At 73.7% G+C, this 21,844-nt stretch carries 19 protein-coding genes; 4 read left to right on the top strand and 15 right to left on the bottom strand.

Features of this window, described 5'->3' with window-relative positions; genetic code table 11:
- The first annotated feature begins 8 nt into the window (after nucleotides 1-8).
- The 3 genes from OHT01_RS02900 (at nucleotide 9) to OHT01_RS02890 (ending at nucleotide 3,547) form a co-directional block, all read left to right on the top strand.
- Nucleotides 9-1,595: an MFS transporter gene (locus OHT01_RS02900; RefSeq protein WP_328551503.1), complete on the top strand. Its 1,587-nt coding sequence runs from the start codon at nucleotides 9-11 to the stop codon at nucleotides 1,593-1,595.
- 265 nt (nucleotides 1,596-1,860) lie between these two features.
- Nucleotides 1,861-2,826 carry a poly(ethylene terephthalate) hydrolase family protein gene (locus OHT01_RS02895; RefSeq protein WP_328551502.1) on the top strand — a complete coding sequence of 322 codons (966 nt, stop codon included), beginning with the start codon at nucleotides 1,861-1,863 and terminating at the stop codon, nucleotides 2,824-2,826.
- Between the two features lie 76 nt (nucleotides 2,827-2,902).
- Nucleotides 2,903-3,547 carry a hypothetical protein gene (locus OHT01_RS02890; protein ID WP_328551501.1) on the top strand — a complete coding sequence of 215 codons (645 nt, stop codon included), beginning with the start codon at nucleotides 2,903-2,905 and terminating at the stop codon, nucleotides 3,545-3,547.
- A 208-nt stretch (nucleotides 3,548-3,755) separates the two neighbouring features.
- Here the strand turns inward: OHT01_RS02890 and OHT01_RS02885 are convergent, their stop codons facing one another.
- The 9 genes from OHT01_RS02885 to OHT01_RS02845 form a co-directional block, all read right to left on the bottom strand.
- Nucleotides 3,756-4,502, bottom strand: coding sequence for a maleate cis-trans isomerase family protein (locus OHT01_RS02885; protein ID WP_328551500.1), 747 nt, complete (start codon nucleotides 4,500-4,502; stop codon nucleotides 3,756-3,758).
- Nucleotides 4,499-5,197, bottom strand: coding sequence for a hypothetical protein (locus tag OHT01_RS02880; protein WP_328551499.1), 699 nt, complete (start codon nucleotides 5,195-5,197; stop codon nucleotides 4,499-4,501). Before OHT01_RS02880 ends, OHT01_RS02885 begins: the two co-directional genes overlap by 4 nt.
- Nucleotides 5,194-6,105, bottom strand: coding sequence for an SDR family oxidoreductase (locus OHT01_RS02875; protein ID WP_328551498.1), 912 nt, complete (start codon nucleotides 6,103-6,105; stop codon nucleotides 5,194-5,196). Before OHT01_RS02875 ends, OHT01_RS02880 begins: the two co-directional genes overlap by 4 nt.
- The gene (locus OHT01_RS02870) at nucleotides 6,102-7,067 is read right to left on the bottom strand and encodes a hypothetical protein (RefSeq protein WP_328551497.1); all 966 of its coding nucleotides are present in this window, start codon (nucleotides 7,065-7,067) and stop codon (nucleotides 6,102-6,104) included. The genes OHT01_RS02875 and OHT01_RS02870 overlap by 4 nt, the downstream gene beginning before the upstream one ends.
- A complete protein-coding gene (locus tag OHT01_RS02865) occupies nucleotides 7,064-7,867 on the bottom strand; it encodes a hypothetical protein (protein WP_328551496.1) in 804 nt (267 codons plus the stop codon). The genes OHT01_RS02870 and OHT01_RS02865 overlap by 4 nt, the downstream gene beginning before the upstream one ends.
- Nucleotides 7,868-7,875: 8 nt before the next feature.
- A complete protein-coding gene (locus OHT01_RS02860; RefSeq protein ID WP_328551495.1) occupies nucleotides 7,876-9,093 on the bottom strand; it encodes an aromatic ring-hydroxylating dioxygenase subunit alpha in 1,218 nt (405 codons plus the stop codon).
- Between the two features lie 81 nt (nucleotides 9,094-9,174).
- Entirely contained in the window at nucleotides 9,175-10,161 is a 987-nt protein-coding gene (locus OHT01_RS02855; RefSeq protein WP_328551494.1) for a hypothetical protein, read from the bottom strand.
- Complete coding sequence (locus OHT01_RS02850) at nucleotides 10,158-10,964, bottom strand: hypothetical protein (protein WP_328551493.1); 807 nt, start codon at nucleotides 10,962-10,964, stop codon at nucleotides 10,158-10,160. The genes OHT01_RS02855 and OHT01_RS02850 overlap by 4 nt, the downstream gene beginning before the upstream one ends.
- Before the next feature lie 212 nt (nucleotides 10,965-11,176).
- Nucleotides 11,177-12,928: a nitrilase-related carbon-nitrogen hydrolase gene (locus tag OHT01_RS02845; RefSeq protein WP_328551492.1), complete on the bottom strand. Its 1,752-nt coding sequence runs from the start codon at nucleotides 12,926-12,928 to the stop codon at nucleotides 11,177-11,179.
- 107 nt (nucleotides 12,929-13,035) lie between these two features.
- Between OHT01_RS02845 and OHT01_RS02840 the strand changes: the two genes are divergently transcribed.
- The gene (locus OHT01_RS02840; RefSeq protein ID WP_328551491.1) at nucleotides 13,036-13,347 is read left to right on the top strand and encodes a Dabb family protein; all 312 of its coding nucleotides are present in this window, start codon (nucleotides 13,036-13,038) and stop codon (nucleotides 13,345-13,347) included.
- Between the two features lie 125 nt (nucleotides 13,348-13,472).
- Here OHT01_RS02840 and OHT01_RS02835 read toward each other — a convergent pair whose 3' ends face one another.
- The 6 genes from OHT01_RS02835 to OHT01_RS02810 all read right to left on the bottom strand — a co-directional run bounded on the left by OHT01_RS02835 (nucleotide 13,473) and on the right by OHT01_RS02810 (nucleotide 21,693).
- Nucleotides 13,473-14,459, bottom strand: coding sequence for a hypothetical protein (locus OHT01_RS02835; RefSeq protein WP_328551490.1), 987 nt, complete (start codon nucleotides 14,457-14,459; stop codon nucleotides 13,473-13,475).
- A 241-nt stretch (nucleotides 14,460-14,700) separates the two neighbouring features.
- Nucleotides 14,701-16,185, bottom strand: a complete 1,485-nt coding sequence (locus tag OHT01_RS02830) for an aldehyde dehydrogenase family protein (RefSeq protein WP_328551489.1) — start codon at nucleotides 16,183-16,185, stop codon at nucleotides 14,701-14,703.
- 78 nt (nucleotides 16,186-16,263) lie between these two features.
- Nucleotides 16,264-17,466, bottom strand: coding sequence for an FAD-dependent oxidoreductase (locus OHT01_RS02825; RefSeq protein ID WP_328551488.1), 1,203 nt, complete (start codon nucleotides 17,464-17,466; stop codon nucleotides 16,264-16,266).
- Nucleotides 17,463-18,962: an aldehyde dehydrogenase family protein gene (locus tag OHT01_RS02820; protein ID WP_328551487.1), complete on the bottom strand. Its 1,500-nt coding sequence runs from the start codon at nucleotides 18,960-18,962 to the stop codon at nucleotides 17,463-17,465. The genes OHT01_RS02825 and OHT01_RS02820 overlap by 4 nt, the downstream gene beginning before the upstream one ends.
- 41 nt (nucleotides 18,963-19,003) lie before the next feature.
- On the bottom strand, nucleotides 19,004-20,287 hold the full coding sequence (locus OHT01_RS02815) for an acyl-CoA dehydrogenase family protein (protein WP_328551486.1): 1,284 nt from the start codon (nucleotides 20,285-20,287) through the stop codon (nucleotides 19,004-19,006).
- Between the two features lie 41 nt (nucleotides 20,288-20,328).
- Nucleotides 20,329-21,693, bottom strand: coding sequence for a flavin reductase (locus OHT01_RS02810; protein ID WP_328551485.1), 1,365 nt, complete (start codon nucleotides 21,691-21,693; stop codon nucleotides 20,329-20,331).
- Between the last annotated feature and the right edge of the window lie 151 nt (nucleotides 21,694-21,844).

The raw sequence follows: 21,844 nt of genomic DNA, 5'->3' as shown, positions 1-21,844 counted from the left end.
AGCCCTCCGTGTCAACGACGACCGAACCCTCCGTCCGAACCGCGACCGGCCCCGGTCTGAGCACCGGCACCCTCGTCGCCGGTCTCCTCGCCGTCTGCCTCGCCCAGATCGGCCTGGCCATACCGGCCACCCTCAACGGGCTGTTCCAGTCGGACCTGCACCCCGTCGGTTCACAACTCACCTGGATCTCCGACGCCTTCCTGCTCCCCGTCGCCGTACTGGAGCTGACCTTCGGCCTGTTCGGCGACCTCTTCGGCCGCAAGCGGCTGCTGGTCGGCGGTGCCGGACTGCTCGCCGTCGGCGAAGTGGTCAGCGCGACCGCCTCCGGTGTCCACCAGCTCTGGGCCGGACAGGCGCTGGCGGGTCTGGGCGCGGCCGCCCTCTTCCCGACCTCGCTCGCCATCCTGGCCGCCGGGACGACCTCGCCCGCGCAGCGGGCCCGGGTCATCGCCATGTGGGCGGCCCTGCTGTCCACCGGCGGGTTCCTCGCCCCGCTGCTCGGCGGCGTCACTGCCACCTACGGCTCGTGGCGCTGGTCCTTCGTCGTCGTCACCGCCGTGGCCGCGGCGAGCGCCGCCATCAGCGCCCGGTTCGCCGTCGACTCCAGTGCCCCTGAGGGGCGTTCACTCGACATCGCGGGCCAACTGACCATAGGACTGGGCCTCTTCTCGCTGCTCTACGCCATCATCCAGGGCCCCACGGACGGGTGGGCCTCACCTTCGATCGTCATCGCCTTCGTGCTGGCGGCCGTGTTCCTCGCCGCCTTCGTCCTGGCCGAGAAGCGCGCCAAGTCGCCGCTGCTGCGGCTCGATCTGTTCCGCAACCGTGCCTTCGCGGTGGCCTCGGCCGTGGCCGTGGTGGGGATGTTCGCCTTCCTGGGCACCGCCTACTCCGTCAGCATCCGCCTCGGCCCGGTGCAGGACCAGGCGCCGATGCGCACCGGCCTGGCCTTCGTCCTCCTCAACGGCATCACACTGGTGATGCTGCCGCTGACCGAACGGCTGCTGCGGACCGTGGCGCCGGGGCTGCTGCTGAGCGTCGGGCTGCTGCTGATCGCGGCGGGCGACTACTGGGCGGCCACGCTGCCGATCACCGACAGCGCCTTCACCTCGCTGATCCTGCCGCTCGGCCTGGTCGGCGTGGGCTTCGCGATCACCGTCTCGTCGATCACGGCGACCGCCGTCAACACCGTTCCGGTGCACCTGGCCGGCATGGCCAGCGCCACCACCAACCTGCTGCGCGACTTCGGTTTCACCCTCGGTCCCGCCGTCATCGGCGCGGTGGCCCTCAGCCGCGCGGCGAGCGGCTTCTCCGGCTCCCTGCACGACTCCGCACTGCCTGGGGCACTGAAGGGAGCGGGCGCGGCCGTACTGGAGGAGGGTGGTCCCCTCGCGGTGAACGGAGCCTCGGCCGCGTCTCCCAAACTGGCCGACCTGCACCCGCTCGCACTGGAGGCCCTGGGGCACGGCTATGCGATCGGCTTCGTGGTCTGCGGCTCGGCCGCGCTCTTCTCCGCGCTGCTGGCTCTCGTCACACTCCGCGGGCGGGCCGCCTCGCGCGACGACTCCTCGGGAAACCCGACGCCCGTCGGCTGACCGATCGGTCCACCCCGGCTGAATGTCCTCGGCCCTTCGAACCTGAAGCCCACCCCCGCGGCGCGTCCGTACCGGATCCGTCGGAAGTCGTGGCCCCGACCTGTTGACGATGGCGAGTGATTCTCAGTTTACTGGCGTGGTACGAAACTAAGTTTCTCTGGTGGAAACGCGCTCCGCGCATCCTGGGAGGCCGGCCGCAAAGTCCGTGAAGGGTCGCTCCCCCGTACGTCGTCCGAGATGACATGACGGAAGATTCGGAGAACTCATGGTGCGTCCCACTCACTCCCTCGGGTCCGGTGCGAGACGGGCTGCGGTCGCCCTGCTCCTCGGCCTCGCCCTGCTGGCCGGATCCGGCGGCCTGACCCGGGCGGAGGCCGCGGACAGTCCGACCGTCTACCCGACGGCGGCCTACGCCACCGCGGTCGGCCAGGACCCTTCCGACGTCTACTACCCGGTGTCCACCGCCCGGCGACTGCCCGTCGCGCTGCTGCTCCAGGGCGCGAACGTCGACAAGTCCGCGTACGAGGGATACGCCCGTACGGTCGCGGCCTTCGGCTTCGTCGTGGTGGTGCCCGACCATACGAGGACCCTGTACGGCGTACCCGGACTGTGGGCCTCCTCCGACGAAGGCCTGACGGCGGTGGCCTGGGCCGCCGCGGAGAACGGCCGTCCCGACAGCCCTCTGGCCGGACGCATCGACCCCGGGACCCTGGTTCTGCTCGGCCACTCCTTCGGCGGCGCCGCCGGGCTCGGCATCGTGCAGGGCCAGTGCTCCCCGCCGTTCTGCTTCGGCCTGCCCGCCGGCGCGGTCAAGCCCGCCGAGCTGAAGGCCGCAGCCTTCTTCGGCACCAACAACGTGCCCCCCGGCGGCGGGACCGCCCCGGCCGTCGACAACACCGGAGTGCCCCTGGCCCTCGTCCAGGGGAGCGCAGACGGCGTCGCCACACCGGCCGCCGCCCAGGCCACCTATGACGCCCTGACCGCCGGGCCGAAGGCCCTCGTCACGGTCACCGGGGCCAACCACTACGGCGTGACCGATGTGCAGAACCCGCCGGGGGCGCTGCCGGACACGTCGGTCCAGACCCTCGACCAGACCGAGAGCATCCGCACCTCCGCCCGCTGGTCCGCGCTGTTCCTCCGGGCCAGCCTGGGTGACCCGCTCGCCGCCTCGTACGTACGTCAGTGGGGGGACGCCGTCGACAGCGCGGTGACCGTCCAGCAGACGTACTGACCACCCAATCCGGCCGGCCGGCCGTACCGAGGCCGTACTGAGGCCGTACCGATGTCGTGCGCGACGAGGGGGCGTCATGATCTCGACGGTGCTGGCCCTGACGGGTGTCCTCCAACTCCTGCTCGCCCTCGCGGCGTTCCGCGGGGGCGGCGGCCCCGGGCTGTGGACCGGCGTCCTTGGCTGCGCGCTGGCGTACGACTCGCTGGTCGTGGCGACCGGGGCGGTGCTGGGGGAGGGCGCACCGCTGGAGTCGCTGAACGCCGGCCGTTTCGTGGCGCACGCCGTGCTGGCGCCGCTCGCGGTGGTGTGCGGCGCGCTGCTGCTCGGCCCCGGGCGGCGTACGGCCCGGTGGGCCTGGGTCTGCGCCGCGGCCCTGTCCGTGCTCGGCGTGTCCACCACGCTTCCCGGCCTCCGACTGGAGCCGCGTTCCTGGGCGGACACCCTGCGCTACACGGACGCCGGTGACGCGGGTGCCCCTGTCGCCGCGGTCGTCTCCATCCTCGGCCTGCTGGTGATCGGCGTCGTGCTGTGGAAGCGCCACTCCGTACCGTGGGTCGCCCTGGGAGCGCTCGCCGTCTTCGTCGCCTCGGCCGTCGCCTTCAAGGTGCCGCCCTTGGGCAACCTCGGCGAAGCGCTGATGCTGGCCGGTCTGCTGGCCGCCCTGCGTGACCGGCGCGTGGACACGGGCAGCGGGCCCGTGCGCGCACCGGTCACGCCGTGAGCGTGCGGGCCGTCACAAACCGACCCGTCTCGACCGACCCGACCCGTCTCGACCGACCCGTCCCGACCCGAGCCGACCGTCCCGTCCCGTCCCGACCGTCCCGTCCCGTCCCGACCGTCCCGTCCCGTCCCGACCGTCCCGTCCCGGTCCGACCCGCCCGGACCTGCCCCGGTCCGACCTGCCCCGGCCCCGTTCGCGCGGCCGGTCCTCAGTGGTCGCGCAACAGCGCTCCCGCGCCCCGCACTTGGTCGGTGATGCCGTTGTCGCGCAGGGCCATCCACCAGGTGGCGGCGTTGATGGCGATCACCGGAAGGCCGAGCCAGCGCTCCGCCTCGTCGGCCAGGGCGACCATGGACAGGTTCGTCCCGCACTGCACGAGCGCGTCGACACCGTCCAGGCGCGCGAGTTCCGCCAGCGTCTCGCGCAGCCGCCGCTCGTCGACGTGGGCGATGGACACGGCCGTGGGGCAGCGCAGTCCGGTGACACCGGCGACCTCGAAACCGAGCTCCGTGAAGAACCGCCGTACGTTGGCGTCGCCCACCGGCTGATACGGGGTCAGCACGCCGATGCGCCGGGCGTCGAACAGGCGCAGCGCCCGGTCGCAGGCCTCGGCGCCGGTGGCGACCTGGAGACCGGTGACGTCGTGGATCCGGCGGATGAAATCGCGGTTGCCCTCCACACCGCCCCAGAACGTCTCCGCCGACATGCCCATCACCATGTACTCGGGTTCGCAGGTCAGCACCCGCTCGCAGGCGGCGTCGATCTCGTCGCGGATCTGCTCCAGCAGCCGTTCCATGCCCGCGTCCCCGGACATGTTCTGGTCCCGGATGTGGATGCGCGAGAAGTGCGACGTCACTCCCGGCACGGTCATCCGGTGGAAGTCGGGCTCCACGATGGTGTTGGTACTGGGGGCGATGACGCCGAACTTGCGGCGCCAGCCGAGGACATCGGTCATGGGAGCACCGTTCTGGACAGGCCGGCCGGGTGGGGCGCGGAGCGGGTCAGTGAGCGGGCGGTCCTGAGAGCGGCGAGCAGCAGCGCCGTCTGGGTGAGGGTGTTGCAGGACTGTTCGGCCCATTGAAGGGCGACGCTCTGGTCGGGACGGGCGGCCAACGGCCCCAGGACGTACATGCCGAGCAGCCACAGGCCGGCCGCCGACGCGGCCGGAGTGTCCCCGGCGGCCCGCGCGAGCAGGATGAGACGGACCCCGCACACGGTGACCGCCGCGACGGTCAGCACCATGACGGGCAGGGACGAGGCCAGGAACAGGGACACCGCCCCGAGCAGCGCCCAGGTCGCGGCGAATCCCCACAACGGAGGGACCCGGTCCGTTCCCCGCGGCGAGGCCACCGGCGACGGCAGGGACAACAGGGCGTGGGCCAGCAGCAGGAAGCCCGCGGAGAGCAGCGGGAACAGCGCCTTGTTCATGGGCTGGGCGTCCGGTCCGCCGAGGGACACGACCAGCTTCCAGATCGCCTTCGACAGACCGCCCGCCAGGATCAGGCCGGTTCCCGTGGCCGCCGTGGCGGTCGCCCGGGGTGCGGCCCGCGCGACGGGCCGGATCAGGCAGGCCGCCCCGACGCCGGTCAGGACGACCGGCATGAAGTCCTGGAGCGCGAGCGCCACGGGGTAGTCCACCGGGGCGCTCATCGGGCCGCCTCCTCGTCGTGTCCGGCACCGTGGCCCGGGCCCGGGTCCGGCTCAGGGTCGCGGTCCGGGTGCGGGGTGCCCGCCGGTCCGGGCACGGCCGACGGCAGCACGTCGCGGGTGCGGAACCCGGCGGTCGCGAACCGTGCCGCCGCCTTGCGCCGGGTCAGCCAGGCCACCCGGCCGCCGTTGCGGGTCCGGTCCGCCAGGACCCGGTCGGCCAGCCAGGGCGCCACCGTCTCCACCCGGTCGGCGAGGATGTCCATCACCTTGCGGACCTTCGCGTACTCCGCGGGGCCGTAGCCGTGAAGGAGCAGGTCGGTCACGACCATGCCCGGCGACAGGCGCAGCGCCCGTACGTCGTGCGGCCTGGTCACCGCCCGTTCGCGCAGGTCCGTGGCCAGGGCGCGGGTCAGGTAGGTGACGGCGCGCTTGGTGGTGCCGTACGCGCCGAGACCCGGCAGGAGACGTCCGTCGGAGCCGAAGCCCTCCATGTTCCACAGGCGCCCACGGCCCCGGGCGAGGAACCCGTTCAGGGCGACCGCCGATCCGTGGGCCGTGCCGAGCAGGTTCGCGGCGACGACGGCCTCCAGGGCGCCGTCCGGCAGGTCCCACAGCGGCCGCCGGGCCGTGGTCGCGCCGGCGTTGTTGATCCACACGTCGACACGGCCGAAGGATTCGAGGGCCGCGTCCCACAAAGCCTGCACCTGGCGCCGGTCGGTGACGTCCGCCGCCCGTCCGAGCAGCAGGTCCGGCGGAGCGCCCAGGGCGGCGGCGGCCTCCTTCACCGTCCGGGCGTCGCGACCCGACACCACGACGCGGCACCCCCGGTCGAGGAACGAGCGGGCCAGGCCGTGCCCGATGCCGCGGGTGCTGCCCGTGACGACCACGACGGGCGCGCGCCCCGTCACGTCTCCTCCCAGTGGAGGACACCGTGCACGACGGCGGACAGCACGTTGCCGTCGAAGAGCTCCCAGGTGACGGCCAGCCGGCCGCCCGCGGTCATGCCCGGGGTGGCGTCCAGCGCGAACTCGCGTCCCTTGACCCTGTGCACGTCCCCGTCGGTGAAGTGCCAGACCGGGTAGTTGGCCCGCCCGAACGCCTGGGCGTTGCCCCAGGCTTGCGGCCCCTCCCAGAACTCCCGGGTGCCGTCCCGGCGGCGTACGACGGTGAACGCGCGGTCCACCCCGGCGCCGGTCCAGCGCACTTGGTGCTCGGTGCGCAGCAGGTCCAGCGGGGTGAGCCGGTCCTCCACCTCGACCGTGCCCAGCGGCTTCTGGTCGGCGCCCCACACCTCGCACGTCCCCCGGAAGGCACCGGACCGCTTGGTGGGCAGGATCCACGGCACGGGACCCGACCTGGTCTCGGCGCCGAGATGCGCGTCGATCAGGGCACGCGTCGCGGGGTCGTCCGCTCCGGCGCCGAGGGTGCGCCGGTAGAGGCCGTTGAAGCAGCCCACCACCGTCCATCCCTGGTAGAGCACGGACGAGTAGACCTGGGTCTCCCCGTCGGGCAGGACGTGGTTCCAGGTGTTGAGGTCCACCTGCCAGCCGGGGCCGTAGTACTGGGCGTCCACGAACGAGCCGTACGGCTGGCCCGTTCCGTGGAAGTCGGGCCCGTGGTAGATCCGGCTGTCGTCGGCGTCGGTCACCGCGAACGCGAACGGCGCGGCGAGCCGGAACCGGCCGGCCAGCGGGCCACCGCCCTCCAGACCTCCGTCCATGCGGTAGACGGTGCCTCCGTCCTCGAACGCCGACGAGCGGCGGATGTCCTCGAACCCGCACCAGGTGCCCGTCGCGTCGAACAGCGAGGGCCGGCCGTGCCATTCACCGGTGATGCGCCGCTGCCAGGCGCTGGGCGCCGGGGCGCTCACGCGTCGTCCCGCGCCGTGCCGGCGGGGCCGCCGGTGATCAGCAGCCCGCGCAGCGCGTCGGTGGTGGCCGCGCCGAGGAGCCGGTCCACCTGTGCCCACACCGGATCGATCTCACGGCTGAACAGGGCCGAGCGCAGCCGCCGGTCACGGTCGGCGAGGTCGGTGTCCTTCACCTCGTCGGCCGCCCCGGAGGGAAAGGCCCCGGCCAGTGTCAGCCAGTGCTGCAGGTAGCTCTCGGCGAGCGGTCCCACGGCCCGCAGCGCCGCCTCGTCGGCGCGGTGCACGAGCATCCACGGCGACATGAGGGCGCGCTGGCGAGGGCCGATCGCGGCGGGTGTCAGCCCGGGGATCTCCGCCGCGCTGCCGTGCGCGGCGGTCAGGGGGCCGTAGACGGTGTCGGTGTACAGGGGATGGGAGGCGAGATCGGCCCGCTGCACGAGGTCGAGATGGAAGGCGTAGCCCTCCCCGGTGTGCACGGCGTCGAGGGTGAAGTGAGGCAGCGGGCCGTCGGCCGCGCCGAACGCGAACACCATGTGGCTGTCGAGACCGATGGCCGGGACCACCAGGGAGATGTGCACGACGGAAGCGACGGGGCCGCTCCCGGTGAAATACCGTACGGAGCCGACCTGGCCGGGAAAGGTCTCTCCCGTCAACTCCGCCCAGGGCGTGGGGGATTCGGTGACGCCAGTGACGGCCGTCAGCCGGTCGAGGACTCGTGCGGACAGTGCGGCGGGCGGGGTCCGCGCGGCCTCGCCGGCCGGCGGGACGGGCTGGGGACTCGGTGCTGTCCGATCCGGCATCTGCGGGCTCACTCTCCAAACGGGTGCTGTTCGGGGGCGTCGTCCTTGTCGGGGCCGGACGCGGATCGGGCGCCCTCGACCGTGGGGTGGAGACCGTGCGCCTTCTGCTCCCAGGCGCGGGCGAACTCGGGAACCTCGCGGCGGCTTGGGGAGGCGATCACCGTCGAGGTGCGCTCGGGCACGTCCCCGGTGATGCGGTCGCCGTCGCCCACCATCCAGCCCTTGGCGGCCAGTTCCTGCCTCCGGCGGCGGTAGGCGACCGAGATCAGGTCGGAACGCAGATGGAGTTCGGCGCCCAGGTCGGCGGGGAGCAGTTCCGGCCGGGTCCCGTCCACCACCGGCGCGTCCTGCCCGAAGATCCGGTACACGCGCTTGCGGGTGTTGGCGTCGGCCCAGGAGCCGGTGAAGAAGTCGCGCAGGGCGACCCATTTGACGAGGGTGGTGGTCTCGTCGACCGGGATGTTCGTGTCGTAGATGATCATGTTGCCGAACGGCAGCCGCACATGAAGCTTGACCAGGTTCGGCAGCATCCAGCCCGCGGTGCTCACCACCGGGGGCCGGTCCCGTCCCCGCGACCTCCGGTCCTGGTAGAGCTTCGACCACAGCCCCTTGGCGGCCGGCGGGTGCATGGAGACGGTGGCGAACGCCGACCACTCGTCGGACTCATCGAGGGTGTACTCCTCGACCTCCGGACGGTCCGGATTGCCGAAGGAACCCGCGTGCACGAACGGCGTGTGCGCGATGTCGCAGCCGTTCTCCAGCACCCGCTCGTAGTTGGAGTGCCACAGGTACTCGCCGGTGACCGCCCGGAAGCGGCCACCGTCCTCCAACAGCTCGTCGAACTCGGGCCACTTGGGGAGTGGGGGCCGCTCCTCCTCGGGCAGGTCGCCGAGGAACACCCAGACGAAGCCGTACCGTTCCCGCACCGGGTACGCGTCCACCCGGGCCTTCTTGGGGATGCCGCGGCCGGGCAGGCTGGCCGGGATCCGGCTGCACGCCCCGTCGGGCTCGAAGCGCCAGCCGTGGTAGGGGCAGACCACGCAGTCCCCGGCGAGGGTGCCGCCGGACAGGGCCGCGCCGCGGTGCGCGCAGAGGTCGGACAGGGCCACCGGGCGGCCGTCCCCGGTGCGGTACAGCACCAGGCTCTGGCCCAGACAGGTCACCTTCAGCGGCTGGCGTCCCACACGGTCGGCGAACTCGACCGCGTACCAGAAGTTCTTGAGCATCCGTGGCGCTCCTCGGCGTCGTTCTCGGTTCCGGGGGCGGGCCTTCACCCGCCGGGGCCGTGCGGGGTCGTCGTACGGGGTTCAGCGGCGGTGCACCGCGAGAAGGCCGGGGTGCGGGGGCCGCAGCAGTTCCTCGAACCGGCTTTGGGCCGCGGTGTCGTCGCGCAGGCGGGCGGCGCAGAACAGGGTGACCAGACGGGCCAGCAGGGCTCTGGCGGCGCCTCCGTCGTCCGGGGCGGGCCGTTCCAGGAACCCTCGGGCACCGGTGGGGTCCTCGGGGTGGCAGGCGGTGAAGTGGTTCGCGCCCGCGAGCGTGGCCAGGACGCTGCCGCGCGCCGCGTCGGGAACGGCCTCGTGGAAGGTACGGGCCACCGGATCGGGGGGTACCGCGCCGGGCGGTCCGGTGTAGCGGTCCGCGCTCGCGGCGATCACACCGTCGTGCTCGCCGGACAGCAGCAGGACCGGAGCGCCGCCGCCCGCGGGCAGGACGGTCCCGGGTGGCCAGCCGAGCAGGTCGGCGACGACGGTGTGGGCTCCGTAGGCGAACACCGCCTGTACGCCCGGGGTGAGACCGGCCGACTGGAGTGCCACCGTGCCGCCCGCGGAGTGTCCGCCGAGGGCGACCCGGTCGGTGTCGAGCAGCCCGGCCAGCGGCGGCCTGGCGCCCAGTTCCCGTACGGCGCCCAGCAGCGCGCCGATGAGCGGGGTGGTCGGACGGCTGCCGTACCCGGCCGGCGCCGCCGCTTCGAGGTCCACCGCCGGGGTGAGGCCGTGACTCCCCGCGAACAGCTCGCCCACCAGGTCCGCGGTGACGGTGACCACGCCCGCCGCGGCGAGCGCGGCGGCCAGCCAACGGTAGGCGTCCTGGCCGACGTTGATGCCCGGCAGGAGCAGCGCCACCGGGTACGGGGCGCCCGCCGGGTCGGCCGGGATCTCACCCGACAGCCGTTCCGCGTCGGAGCCGGTGGGCCGTGCCGGATAGAACAGCCGCAGATGCGCGGTGTCGAAGGGCTCCTTGAGACCGGGTACCCGGCAGGCCCACCACAGGGCCCTCACGGTGGTGGTCACGCCGGCCTCGGCAGTTCCCGGTCCCCGCCCCACAGGGCCCGGACCAGACGGTCGGTCGTCTCCTCGCCGAAGTAGCGCACGCCCATGACGTTGGCCGGGTCCCGCTCCGCGATGTTGCGCCGGGTGGCGAGGTCGGCGGCGGCCAGGGCGCCCCGCTCGTCCGGGGGCACGGCCGGCGCCGCGTCCACCCATCCGAGCCAGCGGTCCACGTGCGCGTGGGTGAGGGAGCGGACCAGGTCGACGTGCTCCGGGTCGCGGGGCATCGAGTAGCAGTACGCGGTCGGGGACAGGCTCGCCCGGATGAACCCCGCCCGGCTGGTGAACCAGTCAAGCGCCGGGTGCCGTTCACGGGTGGCGAGCCACTCCTCGTCGAGGGGCGCGTAGTAGCGGTCGTAGTAGGCGCCGTCGGCGAGCAGGTTCGCGCGGGGCACCGAGTCGAGGTAGAACCAGCCTCCCGGCCAGCACAGCAGGGCGATCCCGAGGTGCGGCACGCGGATGTGCGGGCCCAGCCACACCGTCAGGTGCAGATTGGCGAAGCCGCGGGTCGGGTTGCCGAGCCAGGAGTGCACCATCCAGTCGACCTCTGGCCCGCTGTAGGCGGCGAGCGAGCCGCCCGGACTCTCCGGGGGCGCGCCGTAGGACTCCAGGGCGAGCGTGGACGGGTCGCGGCGCAGCTCGAAGCGGGCGTCGATCTTGGACTTGAGCTCCGAGAGCAGTTCCTGCCACTGCTGGAAGGTCTCGGTCACGTCGGTGACGGGCGCGTCGTCCGTCATGTCCTGCACGGCCTTGATGGTCTCGGCCACGGTGCGGCTCCTCGGGGTTCGCGGTGGTGGCGTCGGAGGGGCAGACGGGTCAGGTGGGGCCGTTCGTCCGGTGGTTGGTCCGGTCGTGGGGCTCGGGGGAGTGGAGGCAGGGGCGGGGCGGGGCGGTCGGTCCGGACGGCGGGCGGATCGGACGGCGCCCGGATGGACGAGTGCCGACCGGGCCGGTCGCGCGGGTACGGCGGGGGTGCGGGTCAGGCCGGGCGCGCGGCCGGTGTGCCGGCCGGGGCGACCAGCGCGCCGGACAGCCGCCACGGCCGTCCGTCGACCAGGTCGGTGGAGCGGGACACCATCCGCCGCAGCGCCTGGGCGGGGTGGATCTCGGCCAGGGTGACGGGGCCGTTCGCGGTGGTGGTGCGGGGATGGCTGATACGACCGGTGAAGGAGCCCTCGCGGCTCTGCCAGAGTCCGAAGTCGGCGGGGAGCGCGTGCACTGCGCCCTGTCCGTGGCCGGACGCGACCAGGTTGAGCCGGTTCTCGGCGGAGCGCTCGGGAAGCCCCAGCGCGCTCTCCCAGGGTTCCAGGCCCGTGAAGCAGACCGCCACGGTGTCGGCACCGGCGAGCGCGGCGAGCCGGAAGGTCTCCGGGTGGACGCTGTCGTCCCCGGTCACCAGGGCGATCCGTCCCCAGGCGGCGTCATGGACCTCGGGCGGGCCCGGCTGCCGGGTCGCCCACGAGGCGTGCCGGGCGCTCGGGTGCAGTTGTGGGACGCGCAGTACCGGGCCGGCCGCTCCGGTCAGCACGCCCAGGTGCAGGGACCCGTCGGGCACGGTGCAGGCGAGCAGGGCGTCGGTGCCGCTCAGCGCGTCGGCCAGGGTCCGCAGCGCCGCGGCGGCCAGGGCGTCGGCGGCGGCCGTCCCGCCCGGCGGGACGCGGCCCGAGGGTAAGAAGAACAGCTCGGGCAGGACGAGCAGGAGGGCGCCTCGCGCGGCGGCTCCGGCGGCCAGCCGCGCCGCCTCCTCGACGGCCGCCCGCCCGCTCCCCGAGGGCCGCAGCACCGCGGCCGTCACGTTCTCGGCGCGCCGTCCACCGAACGCGGGCACCGGACGCGGGGAACGCGCGATCGGGCCGTAGAGGTCGGGACGGCGGGCCGCGAACACGTCGGTGCCGTCCGGCCGCCGCTTGTCGAGGGCGCTGAGAGGGTCGATGTCGGCCACCGCGAGGGCCTCGCCGGTGCGCGGCGCCTTGGCGACCACGATGCCGTCCGGGGCCACGATCTGGCTCTCACCCGCGCCGTGCAGCGCCTCGGGCGGGATGCCGAGACCCCCCGCGACGGCGGCGAGTTGTGCTTCGGGGATGAGGGGGCCGACCTTGTTCGCGGCGATCACCCACACCTTGTTCTCCGCGGCGCGTACGGGAATGTGGAGCGACGCCTCGTCCAGCGCGAAGGAGTTGAGGCTGTTGAGCAGCAACCGCGCGCCACGCAGGGACAAGGAGCGGCACACCTCGTTGATCACCCCTTCCATGCACGAGTAGAGGCCGACCGGGCCGAGTTCCGTCGCCACCACAGGGCCCGCCGATTCGGCCGGGTCGAGGTGGTCGTTCTCGCTGCCCATCAGCGTCTGTTTGTCGGCCCGTCCGGCGAGTGTGCCGTCCGGGGCGAAGAGCAGACTCGCGGCCGTGACCCGCATGCCGTCGGTCCGGCCGGGGACGGGTTGTTCGGCCGGCGTGGCGAGGGTGACGTGCAGTTTGACGTAAAGCCGGTGCCGCGCCGCGGCGGCCGCCACCTCGGTGAGGAACGCGTCCCCGGGGACGCAGGCCTCGCGCAGCGCGTGCTCCCTGTCCTCGTACCAGGACAGGTGATTGCAGAACTCGGGCAGGACGACCAGGTCCGCCTCGCGGCCGGCCGCCGCCGCGACGGCGCGCAGCACCGCGGCCAGATTGGCCGTCCGGTCACTTCCCACGGCGAACTGGGCCGCCGCCACGCGCACGGAGACAGGGGGCATCACACTCTCCCTTGGTTCCCCTGGTGGAACACTGTTTCCTGAACATACACTCGCCGACAGCCCTGCGACAGAGGGGAGTTCCGCTGTCGCCCAGCGAAAGGACCGCTGTGCTCACTCATGTCGTGCTGATGAGGTTCGCGGATCCGGCCGACGCGCCCGAGGCCCGCCGCAGACTGGAGCAACTGGCCCCACTGGTACGGGAGATCCGCTCCATGACACTGGGACTGGACGTCCTCGGTACACCGGTCTCCTACCACCTGAGCATGATCACCAGCCATGCCGGTCCGGACGAACTGGCGGCCTATCAGAGGCATCCGGAGCATCTGCTGCTCGCGGAGTGGCTGCGGCCCCGGCTCGCCGACCGGGCTGTCGTCGACAGCCTTGAGGTCGAGCCGCTCGACGGACCGGATGCGGGCTGAACGCGTCGAGGTCGAGGTCCTGTTGCAGCCTCGGCCACCACACCTGCGAGCCACCGCCCACGGCCGGGGCGCCGCTGTCGGCGAGCGCCGGAGCGCGCGCCGACAGGGTGGCCCGAGGCCGTCGCTCAGGCGCCGGCCCCGGCCAGGGTGCTGATGGTCCCGGCGGCCAGCAGGGCGTCGTAGGACGCGCCTCCCGGGTACCAGGCGGCCGTGGTGCGACCGGAGAAGGCGTCCGACGCCCAGGCCGTGGCGAGGCTCTGCAACGCCGCCACGTTCTTCGCCTGCGGTGTGCCGCACAGGGCGGTCCCCGCGAGGTCGGTGCTCGCGCCCTCCGCGTCGGTGTGGGCGCCGGTCGTCAGCCGTACGCCGACGAACGCGGCCGGGACCAGCTCCCGCACCGCTTCCGTTCCCGTGCCGTCGCTGTTGCAGGAGTACGGCGGCGAGGAGATGGTGTGCACGGGCAGCCCCGTGCCCGCCAGCCCGGTCAGCGAGTCCTCGGTGTTGCTGCCCAGGAACGACTTCACCGGGTCGAGCAGCACCAGGCCGCGTACCCGGGCGAAGTCGGCCGGCGCGGTCGCGTGCAGCCGCTGGGCCACGTATTCCACCGCCTCGCCGCCCGCCGAGTGGCCGGACAGGACGAGCGAGGACGGCAGCGCGGTTCCGGAGCGTCCCGCCGCCGCGGCGGCACGGGCATAGCTGGACCTGAGCCGGTCGGCGCCGGTGCCGCTCGCGGTGAACCAGGAGGCGACGTTGTCGAGGAAGGGCTTGTTGTTGCCGAGGTCGGGCAGTGTGCAGCCGAACAGGTCGGCGCTCGGCAGGGTCGGCGCGAACACGAGGTATCCGGCCGCGGCGTAGTGCTCGGCCAGGTCCTGCACATTCTCGTTGGCGCGGGCGAAACCGTGCTGGAGCCAGACCAGCCCGGTGGGTGTGCCGGAGGGGAAGTACCAGTCGGCGCTCTGATGGTAGGTGAACGCGGCGCACGAGACGTCGACGGTGGTCGACTCCTTGGTGACGCCCGCGGCGCGCGCCCCGGACGGCTGGAACACGAGCAGCAGGGCCACCGCCAGGGTGACGGCCGGGGTGAAGGGTCTGGAGCGGGGCAGCAGTCTCATGACTTGCCTCCGGTGTGAGGTCGGCTGTTGCGTGGACGGAAGCGCTGGTGCCGTTCTGTGCCGTTCCGTGCTGTGGAGCTCCGGGGAGGTTCCGGCCCGGAGGAGGCCTCCCTCCTCAGGGGGCCGGGACTGCGGGTCGCGCCCTGGACCGGGGGGCCGGGCAGGACGGCGGCTCACGTCCTCGACGGGTCGGGCGGGGGAGCGAGGCGCCCCGGCGAGACAGGCCGGGCGCGGTGACGGGTCACTCCCTGGACGGATGACCGGGCGGGTCGGCGGGAAGCGGATACGCGCCGGGTGCCATCCCGGCGCCACCCCCGCGGAACGCGGCCGGTGCGTGGGTCACGCACGGCTGCACGTACTCCAGCAGGCCCTCCGCGCCGTACTCGCGCCCGTGGCCGCTGCGCTTGACCCCGCCGAACGGCGCGCGCAGGGACATGCCCGTCCGGTTGTGGGTGTTGACGAAGCAGAAGCCCGCGTCGAGGCGGCGCGCGACGGCGAAGGCCCGCTCCTCGTCGGCGCTCCAGACCGAGGCGCCCAGGCCGAGTTCACCCGCGCCCGCCCGTGCGATCACCTCGTCCTCGCTGTCGTACGCGAGCACCGGTACCAGCGGCCCGAACTGCTCCTCCCGTACCAGCGGGGCCCGTTCGTCCAGGCCGAGCAGCACCGCGGGCCGGACGAAGTGCCCGGCCGATGTGTCGGTCGACGGACACACCGCGCCGAGCGGGAGAGCCCGGCCGCCGCGTCTCAGGGCGTCGTCGGTCAGGGCGCGCAACCGCGCCGCCGACTCCGCCGAGATCACCGGCCCCACGCTCACACCGGGAGCCAGCGGGTCGCCGAGCCGTACGACGCGCGCGGCCGCCGCCGTGAAGGCGTCCACGAAACGGTCGTGCCGGGCCCGGGGCACGTAGATCCGTTTGACCGCCATGCACACCTGGCCGGCCGTGGCCATCGCCGCGAGCACCAGCCGGTCCATGGCGTCGTCGTCGAGCAGGGCGTCGTCGAGGAGGACGGCCGCGTCGTTCCCGCCCAGTTCCATCACCGTCGGGGTGAGGGCCTTTGCCGCGGCCGCCCCGATCGCGCGCGCCGCTCTCGCGCCGCCGGTGAAGGCCACTTTGTAGACGCCGGGGTGGCCGACCAGGTGGGTGGCCGTCGCTGCGTGTCCGTGCAGGGTGTGCAGCAGTCCGGCGGGGAAGTGCTCCGCGAGGCGGGTGAGCAGCGCGCCGATGGCCAGCGGGGCGAGCGGGGACGGTTTCACCAGCAGCGCGTTGCCCGCGACCAGGGCGGGGGCGAGTTTCAGCGCGGTCAGCACCACCGGCGCGTTCCATGGAGTGAGGGCGGCGACCGGCCCGTACGGCCGTTGACGGATCGTCAGTCTGCCCTGGGCGTCGTCGATCAGGCGGTCCGCGAGCAGACCGGGTGCCGCGTCCGCGAACCAGCGGAGCACCGCCGCGGAGAACGTGATCTCACCACGGCAGTCGGCCAGTGGTTTGCCCGACTCCCGCGCGAGCAGCGGCGCGTGGGTCCGTGCCGCCGCTTCCAGGGTGGCCGCGGCGGAGAGCAGCGCGGACGCGCGCTCGGACACCGAGGTCCGCGCCCAGTACGGGGCGGCCCGCCCGGCGGCGGCCACCGCCCGGTCCACCTCCCGCGGCGTCGCGGGCGTCGCGCAGCCGACGAGCTCGGCCGTCCTGGCCGGGTTGTGGATCCTGATCAGGTCGTCGACGGGCATGGCCCTCCTCGCCGCCGGTCGTCGGTGATTGTTCGGGTCGGCGGCCACGGGGCCGCCGACCGCCGCACCGCCGCGTTGTCACACGGGCGTCCGCAGGGACGCGATCATCGAACTGCGCAGCAGCGCCTGCCGGGCACGCGCCGGATCGGCCGCCGTGGCCCGCAGCTCTTCCGCGAGAGCGGAGCGTCGCGCGGGGTCGCGGACCCTGAGCCGTTCCCAGTTGCGGTGCGTCTGGGCTCCGACGTATGTCAGCGCACAGTGCCGCCGGGCCGCGGCGACCCGTTCCAGTGCCTCGTCCGCGCCGGGCCGCCCGGTGACGAGGGCGCGGAGCGCGGCGCCGATCAGCACCGCGTCGTGGATGCCGCTGTTCATGCCCATGCCGCCGAGCGGGTTGTTGACGTGGGCCGCGTCCCCGCACAGGAGCACCCGGCCCCGCCGGAACGTGTCGGCGACCCGCTGGTGCACGCGGTAGAGGCCGGCCTGGGCGACCCGCCACGGCGGGCCCGTCCGGCCGCCGGCCGATGCGCGCAGGGAGTTCAACCGATCGGGCAGCAGGGCGAGTTCGGCCGCGTCCGTGGTGTCATCGCGGGTCGGCAGCAGGATCCGCCAGTGATCGGGGGTGCGCAGCAGGACCAGCCATTCGTCGGGATCCATGACGTAGGCGATGGGGGCGAGCCCGGGAATCTCGGCCGCCAGGTCGTCCTCGACGGACGCGACGAGGAAACGCTCCGGGTAGGTCATGCCCTCGAAGCCGATCCCCAGCGACCGGCGCACCGCGGAGTGCGCGCCGTCGGCCGCGAGCAGGTGGGAGCCGCGCACGGTCGTTCCGTCACTCAGTACGGCGTCCACCGCGTCCGCGTCCTGGAGGACCGCGGAGACCCGGGCGCCGAAACGCACCTCGCTTCCCGGCAGCCGGGAGAGCGCGCGCAGGAGCACGGGCGTCAGCTTGCCCTGCTCCAGTTGCACCCGGTAGGGATGCCGGGTGTCCCGCGCGAGCACGGCCAGGTCGAGCTCCGCGACGGGGCCGGTGCGCCGGTCGCGGTACTGGAAGGTCCGTGCGACCAGGCCCTGTTCGAGCACCGGACCGAGTACCCCGAGGTCCTCCAGCATCTCCAGGGTCGGCGGATGGAACGTCGACGCCCGCGATTCGGCGGAGAGCCCGGGACCCGCCTCCAGCACCGTGACGGGCACCCCGCGCCGGGCGAGCACCAGTGCGGCGGTCAGCCCCACCGGACCCGCCCCGGCGACCAGGACCCGCCCGCCGGGCGGTGTGCCCGTCACCGGGACCCGCCCGCCGCGGTCCCGGGGCCCGGCCCGGTGTGCAGCGCGAAGGCGCCCTCGACGCCGGTGACCCGGCCGCCCGTGAAGTGCAGCAGCGTCTCGTCGGTCCCCTCGTCGACCACGCCGGACAGCCCCCAGGCGGGCCGCGGGGTCTCCATGTGCAGGCTCATCAGCGAGGAGCCGTTGACCTTCACCTCGCCCGCCCTGATACGGCGTGCCACCGCGAGGGCGGCGGCCTCCTCCGTTCCGGCCACGTAGCCCTCCAGCCCGTATCCGGTGCTGTTGGCCAGCGCGACCGCCTCGTCCTCGCTGTCGTAGGCGTGGACGGTGGCCACGGGGCCGAACACCTCCTCACGGGCCGCCTGTTCGGGGACACCGGTCAGCAGGACCGGTGCGAAGTAGCTGCCGGACTCCGGGATCTCGGTGAAGGTGTGCGGGGTACCGCCCGCCGCTGTGAGCGCGTCGACCGCCGCCGTGACGCGCCGGTGATGGGCCGAGTGGGCGAGCGGCCCGTACCCGGTGGCCGCGTCGAGCGGATCGCCGGCCTTCAGACCGGCCAGGACGGCGCCGGTGTCCGCCAGCAGGCGGGGCAGCATCGCGGACGGAACGATCAGCCGGCCCAGGGCGCGGCACCACTGGCCGTTGAGGGTCGTCAGGAGTTCGGCGGCCATCCGGGCCGCCACCGCGGGGTCGGCGTCCGGCATCACGACGAGCGGGTTGTTCCCGCCGAGTTCGAGCTGCGCCGGTTTCAGTCCCTGGCCGCAGGCGGCGCCCACCATCCTGCCCGCCGCCGTGCCGCCCGTGAACGACACCGCGCGGATCCGGGCGTCGGCCACCAGTCGCGCGCCGGTGAGTCCGTCGCCGTGCAGGAGCTGGAGCACGCCCGGCGGAGCCCCGGCCGCCGCCAGCCCCTCGGCGGCCGCACGGACGAGCAACTGTGTTCCGTACGGGGCCAGTTCAGGTGCCTTGACGATGACGGGGCAGCCCGCCGCCAGGGCGCTCGCCGCCTTGTGCGCGGCCATCGGCGCGGGTGCGTTGTACGGCACCACGCACAACGCGGGTCCCAGCGGAGCCCGCCGCACCTCGACGGCGTGACCGTCCGGCCGCGTCGCCCCGGAGCGCAGCACACCCGCGCGCAGGCGGGCCGCGGCGAGCCGGAACGCACCGCCGACGATGACGCCCAGCCCGGCGGTCTGGGCCAGCGGAACGCCGGTGGCGAAGGACTCGGCCCGCACGACGGCCGCCACGCGTCGTTCGACGGCCGCCGCCGCCGTGTCCAGGGCGTCGGCGCGGTCGTCGGCGGGGAGTGAGGCCCAGGAGCCCCTGGTGTGCAGCGTGTCCGCCGTCGCCAGGGCCCGTTCGGCGCGCGCGGCCGAACTGCCCAGGGCGGGACGCACCGTCGCGCCGGTGGCGGGATTCTCCAGCACCGGACCGAGCCGGTCACGGCAGGCCTGCCAGCCGCCGGCCACGAGATCCGCGGTCTCCTCCAGGTCCAAGTCGCCTGAATTCGCAAGGCTATTGACCGGAGCGGGGGTGTTCAACGGTCGGCCTCCACGTTGGCGAAGAGCGCGTTCTCCAGGGAGTCGGTGGCCATCTTCGCGGCCTCCAGCCGGCCCCGCTCCGCGGGGAAGGTCATCACCAGGCCCATCGCGAGGTCGCGGACCGTGCGGCCGATCGTCCCGTCCATGGTGGCGCCGGACGTGCCGCAGGCCTTGAGGGCCGCGACGGCCACGTCGAAGCATGCCTCGGTGACCGAACCCTTGCCCAGCCGCCATTGTGCGAAGACCTCGGACTTGACGCGCAGCGGCGGTTCGGACGTCTCCAGGTCCAACTGCCGCCGGAGCCACAGGTACGCGGTCTCCAGGCGCTGGGTCATGTCGCCGATGAGCACCTGGTGCATGGGGCTGGAGGCGATCGGCCGGCCCGTGTCGGCGAAGGTCCTGCGGGTGAGACGCTCCAGCGCGTGGTCGTACACCGCCTGCGCCGCCCCCGTGTACACGGCGGCGATGGCGAGTTGATTGCCGACGAAGCTGCCCCGGCTGACCTGGAGCATCCGCGTGAAGGCGCCGGGCACCGTCAGCGCCTCCTCGTGCGGGACGAACGTGCCGCTCAGCCGTATGCCGTGATTGGCGCTGCCGCGCATGCCGAGCCCGTTCCAGGGTTCACGGGAACTGACCCCCTCCGCGGTGCGCGGCACCAGGAAGAGGGCCAGGCCGTCGGGCCCCTCGGTGCCCTCCAGCCGGGCCGTGACGAGATAGGTGTCGGCGACGCCGGTCGCGCAGCCGAAGGACTTCTCGCCCGTCAGCAGCCAGCCGCCCGGGGCCTGTTCGGCCGTGGTGGCGATGGCGATGTTCGCGGTGGAGCTCTTGACCGACTCGCTGGCGAAGTTCCCGAGCCAGGCACCGGCGGCCATGCTGGTCAGCACCCGTTCGGCGAACGCGGTGACCTCCGCGGTCTCGTCCTCGCGGAAGAGTCCCGCGCGGACGGCCTCCAGCGGCAGCAGGCCCCGGGAGGCGCTCGTGTTGTGGAAGAAGTAGGCGAGCGCGGTGGAGGGGCAGGCGGTGCCCATGGCGAAGGTGGCCGCGGCGAGGTCGCGCAGGGTGCCACCGAGACCGCCGTACTTCTGCGGCACGACGAGTCCCAGCAGTCCGGCGTCCCGCAGCAGCGCGACGTGTCCGGCCGGGAACTCGGCCTTCGCGTCGGCTTCGGCGGCATGGGCGCGCAGTGCGGGCAGGACCTGTTCGACGCGCTGCGCGCGGGCGCGTTCGTCCGGCGTCATGGTGTCGACGAGGCGTTCTCCGGTCAGGCGCGGTGCGGTCATCGGCGGCGGCTCCTCGGACGGTGCGCGTGGGGTCGGGGATTTCACTGGTCGGGGGCGGTCCGCGCGGGCAGCGGGCGGCCGTGGCGCATCCGCTCCAGCTCGTTCACCCAGGAGCGCGGGACCTCGGGGCCGACCGGGGTGGCCACGCCCATGCGGGCGCAGAGCAGGACCAGACGCTCGGTCGGCAGCAGTCCGGCGCAGCCGCCGAGTCCGGTGTCGAAGAGGCGGACTCCGCTCTTCATGGCGGTCAGGGCGTTGACCAGGCCCAGTCCGTGGTGGTCGCGCAGGGCGAGCCGGACCGGCAGGCCGTCGGCCTGGGGCACCACGTCCTGGAGCAGGGCGCGCAGATGGAGCGGCGATCCGTCCAGGGCGCCGGCCGTGCTCGCGGGGCCCGGACCGGGGCGGCCCTCGACGAGGGCGATCTCCGCGCAGCCGGCGGTCTTGAGCGCGGCGAGTGTGTGCAGGACGGCCCGCGCCCGGTCGGGGGCGAGTGCGTCGTGGACCCGCGCGACGACGGTGGTCGCCGATCCCGCGACGGCCCGGACGACGGCCCGTGCCGCCGCTCCGGTGCCGTCGGCCGGGACGGTCACCTCCACGCAGGGGCAGCCCGCTTCGGCGGCGTCGGCGGCCTGGGCGGCGCTGCACACGTGCACCGCGGGCGGGCCCGGCGCGGTGCGGGCGCCGGCACCCGCCGGTGCGGCGGCGCCCTCCGGAGGTGTACGGAGTCCGGTGCCGGGCCTGTCGGTCCCGCGGGCCGTGGGCGGCGCGATGCGCAGCGCGCCGTGGGGGACGACGACCGGGATTCCCGCCGCGCGGACCGTCGCCACCAGCCGTGCGCCGCGCCGGGTCGCCGTGCCCTGGTCGTGCAGGGTGCGGGCGAGGCCGGTGTCCGTGATGCCGACACTGCGGGGCAGCGGGTCGGCGAGCTGGCCCCAGGCCCGGGAGTGGAACAGCAGGGGTGAGGTGATGCGGGGCACGCCCGCGGCCACCACGTCGCCCACGAAGATGGTGTGGTCGCCGCCCGGGTAGGCGTTGCGCACCCGGCAGTCGACCCAGGCGGCGGCGTCGGTCAGGACGGGGCTGCCGGTGGCGCCGGGCAGCCAGTCTCCCTCCGCGAAACGGTCGCTCACCTCGGGTTCCATTCCGGCGAACCGGCGGCCGAGGCCGATGTGGTCGCGGCCGAGCACGTTGACGGCGAACACGCCGTTGCGGGCGAGGAGTTCGTGGGAGCGCAACCGCCGGTCGACGCAGACCAGCACCAGCGGCGGGTCCAGGCTGACACTGCTGAAGGAGCTGGCGGTCATGCCGTGGCGTCCGGCCTCGCCGGCCGTGGTGACTATCCCGACGCCGCTCGGCCAGCGGGCCAGCACGTGGCGAAAGGTGCTTCCGTCCACGGCGGTTGTCATCGCCACCCCCGTTCTCGTTGGGTTTTGTTTCCCTCAGTGGAACGTTGTAACGAAGAGCGTAACGACGGGTCCGAGTGGGTGTCAATCACGGGCGACCGCTCATTGAACGGTGTTTCCCAGAGGGAAATCGACGCCTATGCTGTCCGGCAGC

The sequence above is a fragment of the Streptomyces sp. NBC_00358 genome, assembly GCF_036099295.1.
GTDB lineage: Bacteria > Actinomycetota > Actinomycetes > Streptomycetales > Streptomycetaceae > Streptomyces.
Note: the sequence above shows the minus strand (reverse complement) of the source record. Positions and strands in the feature narration are given on the sequence as shown.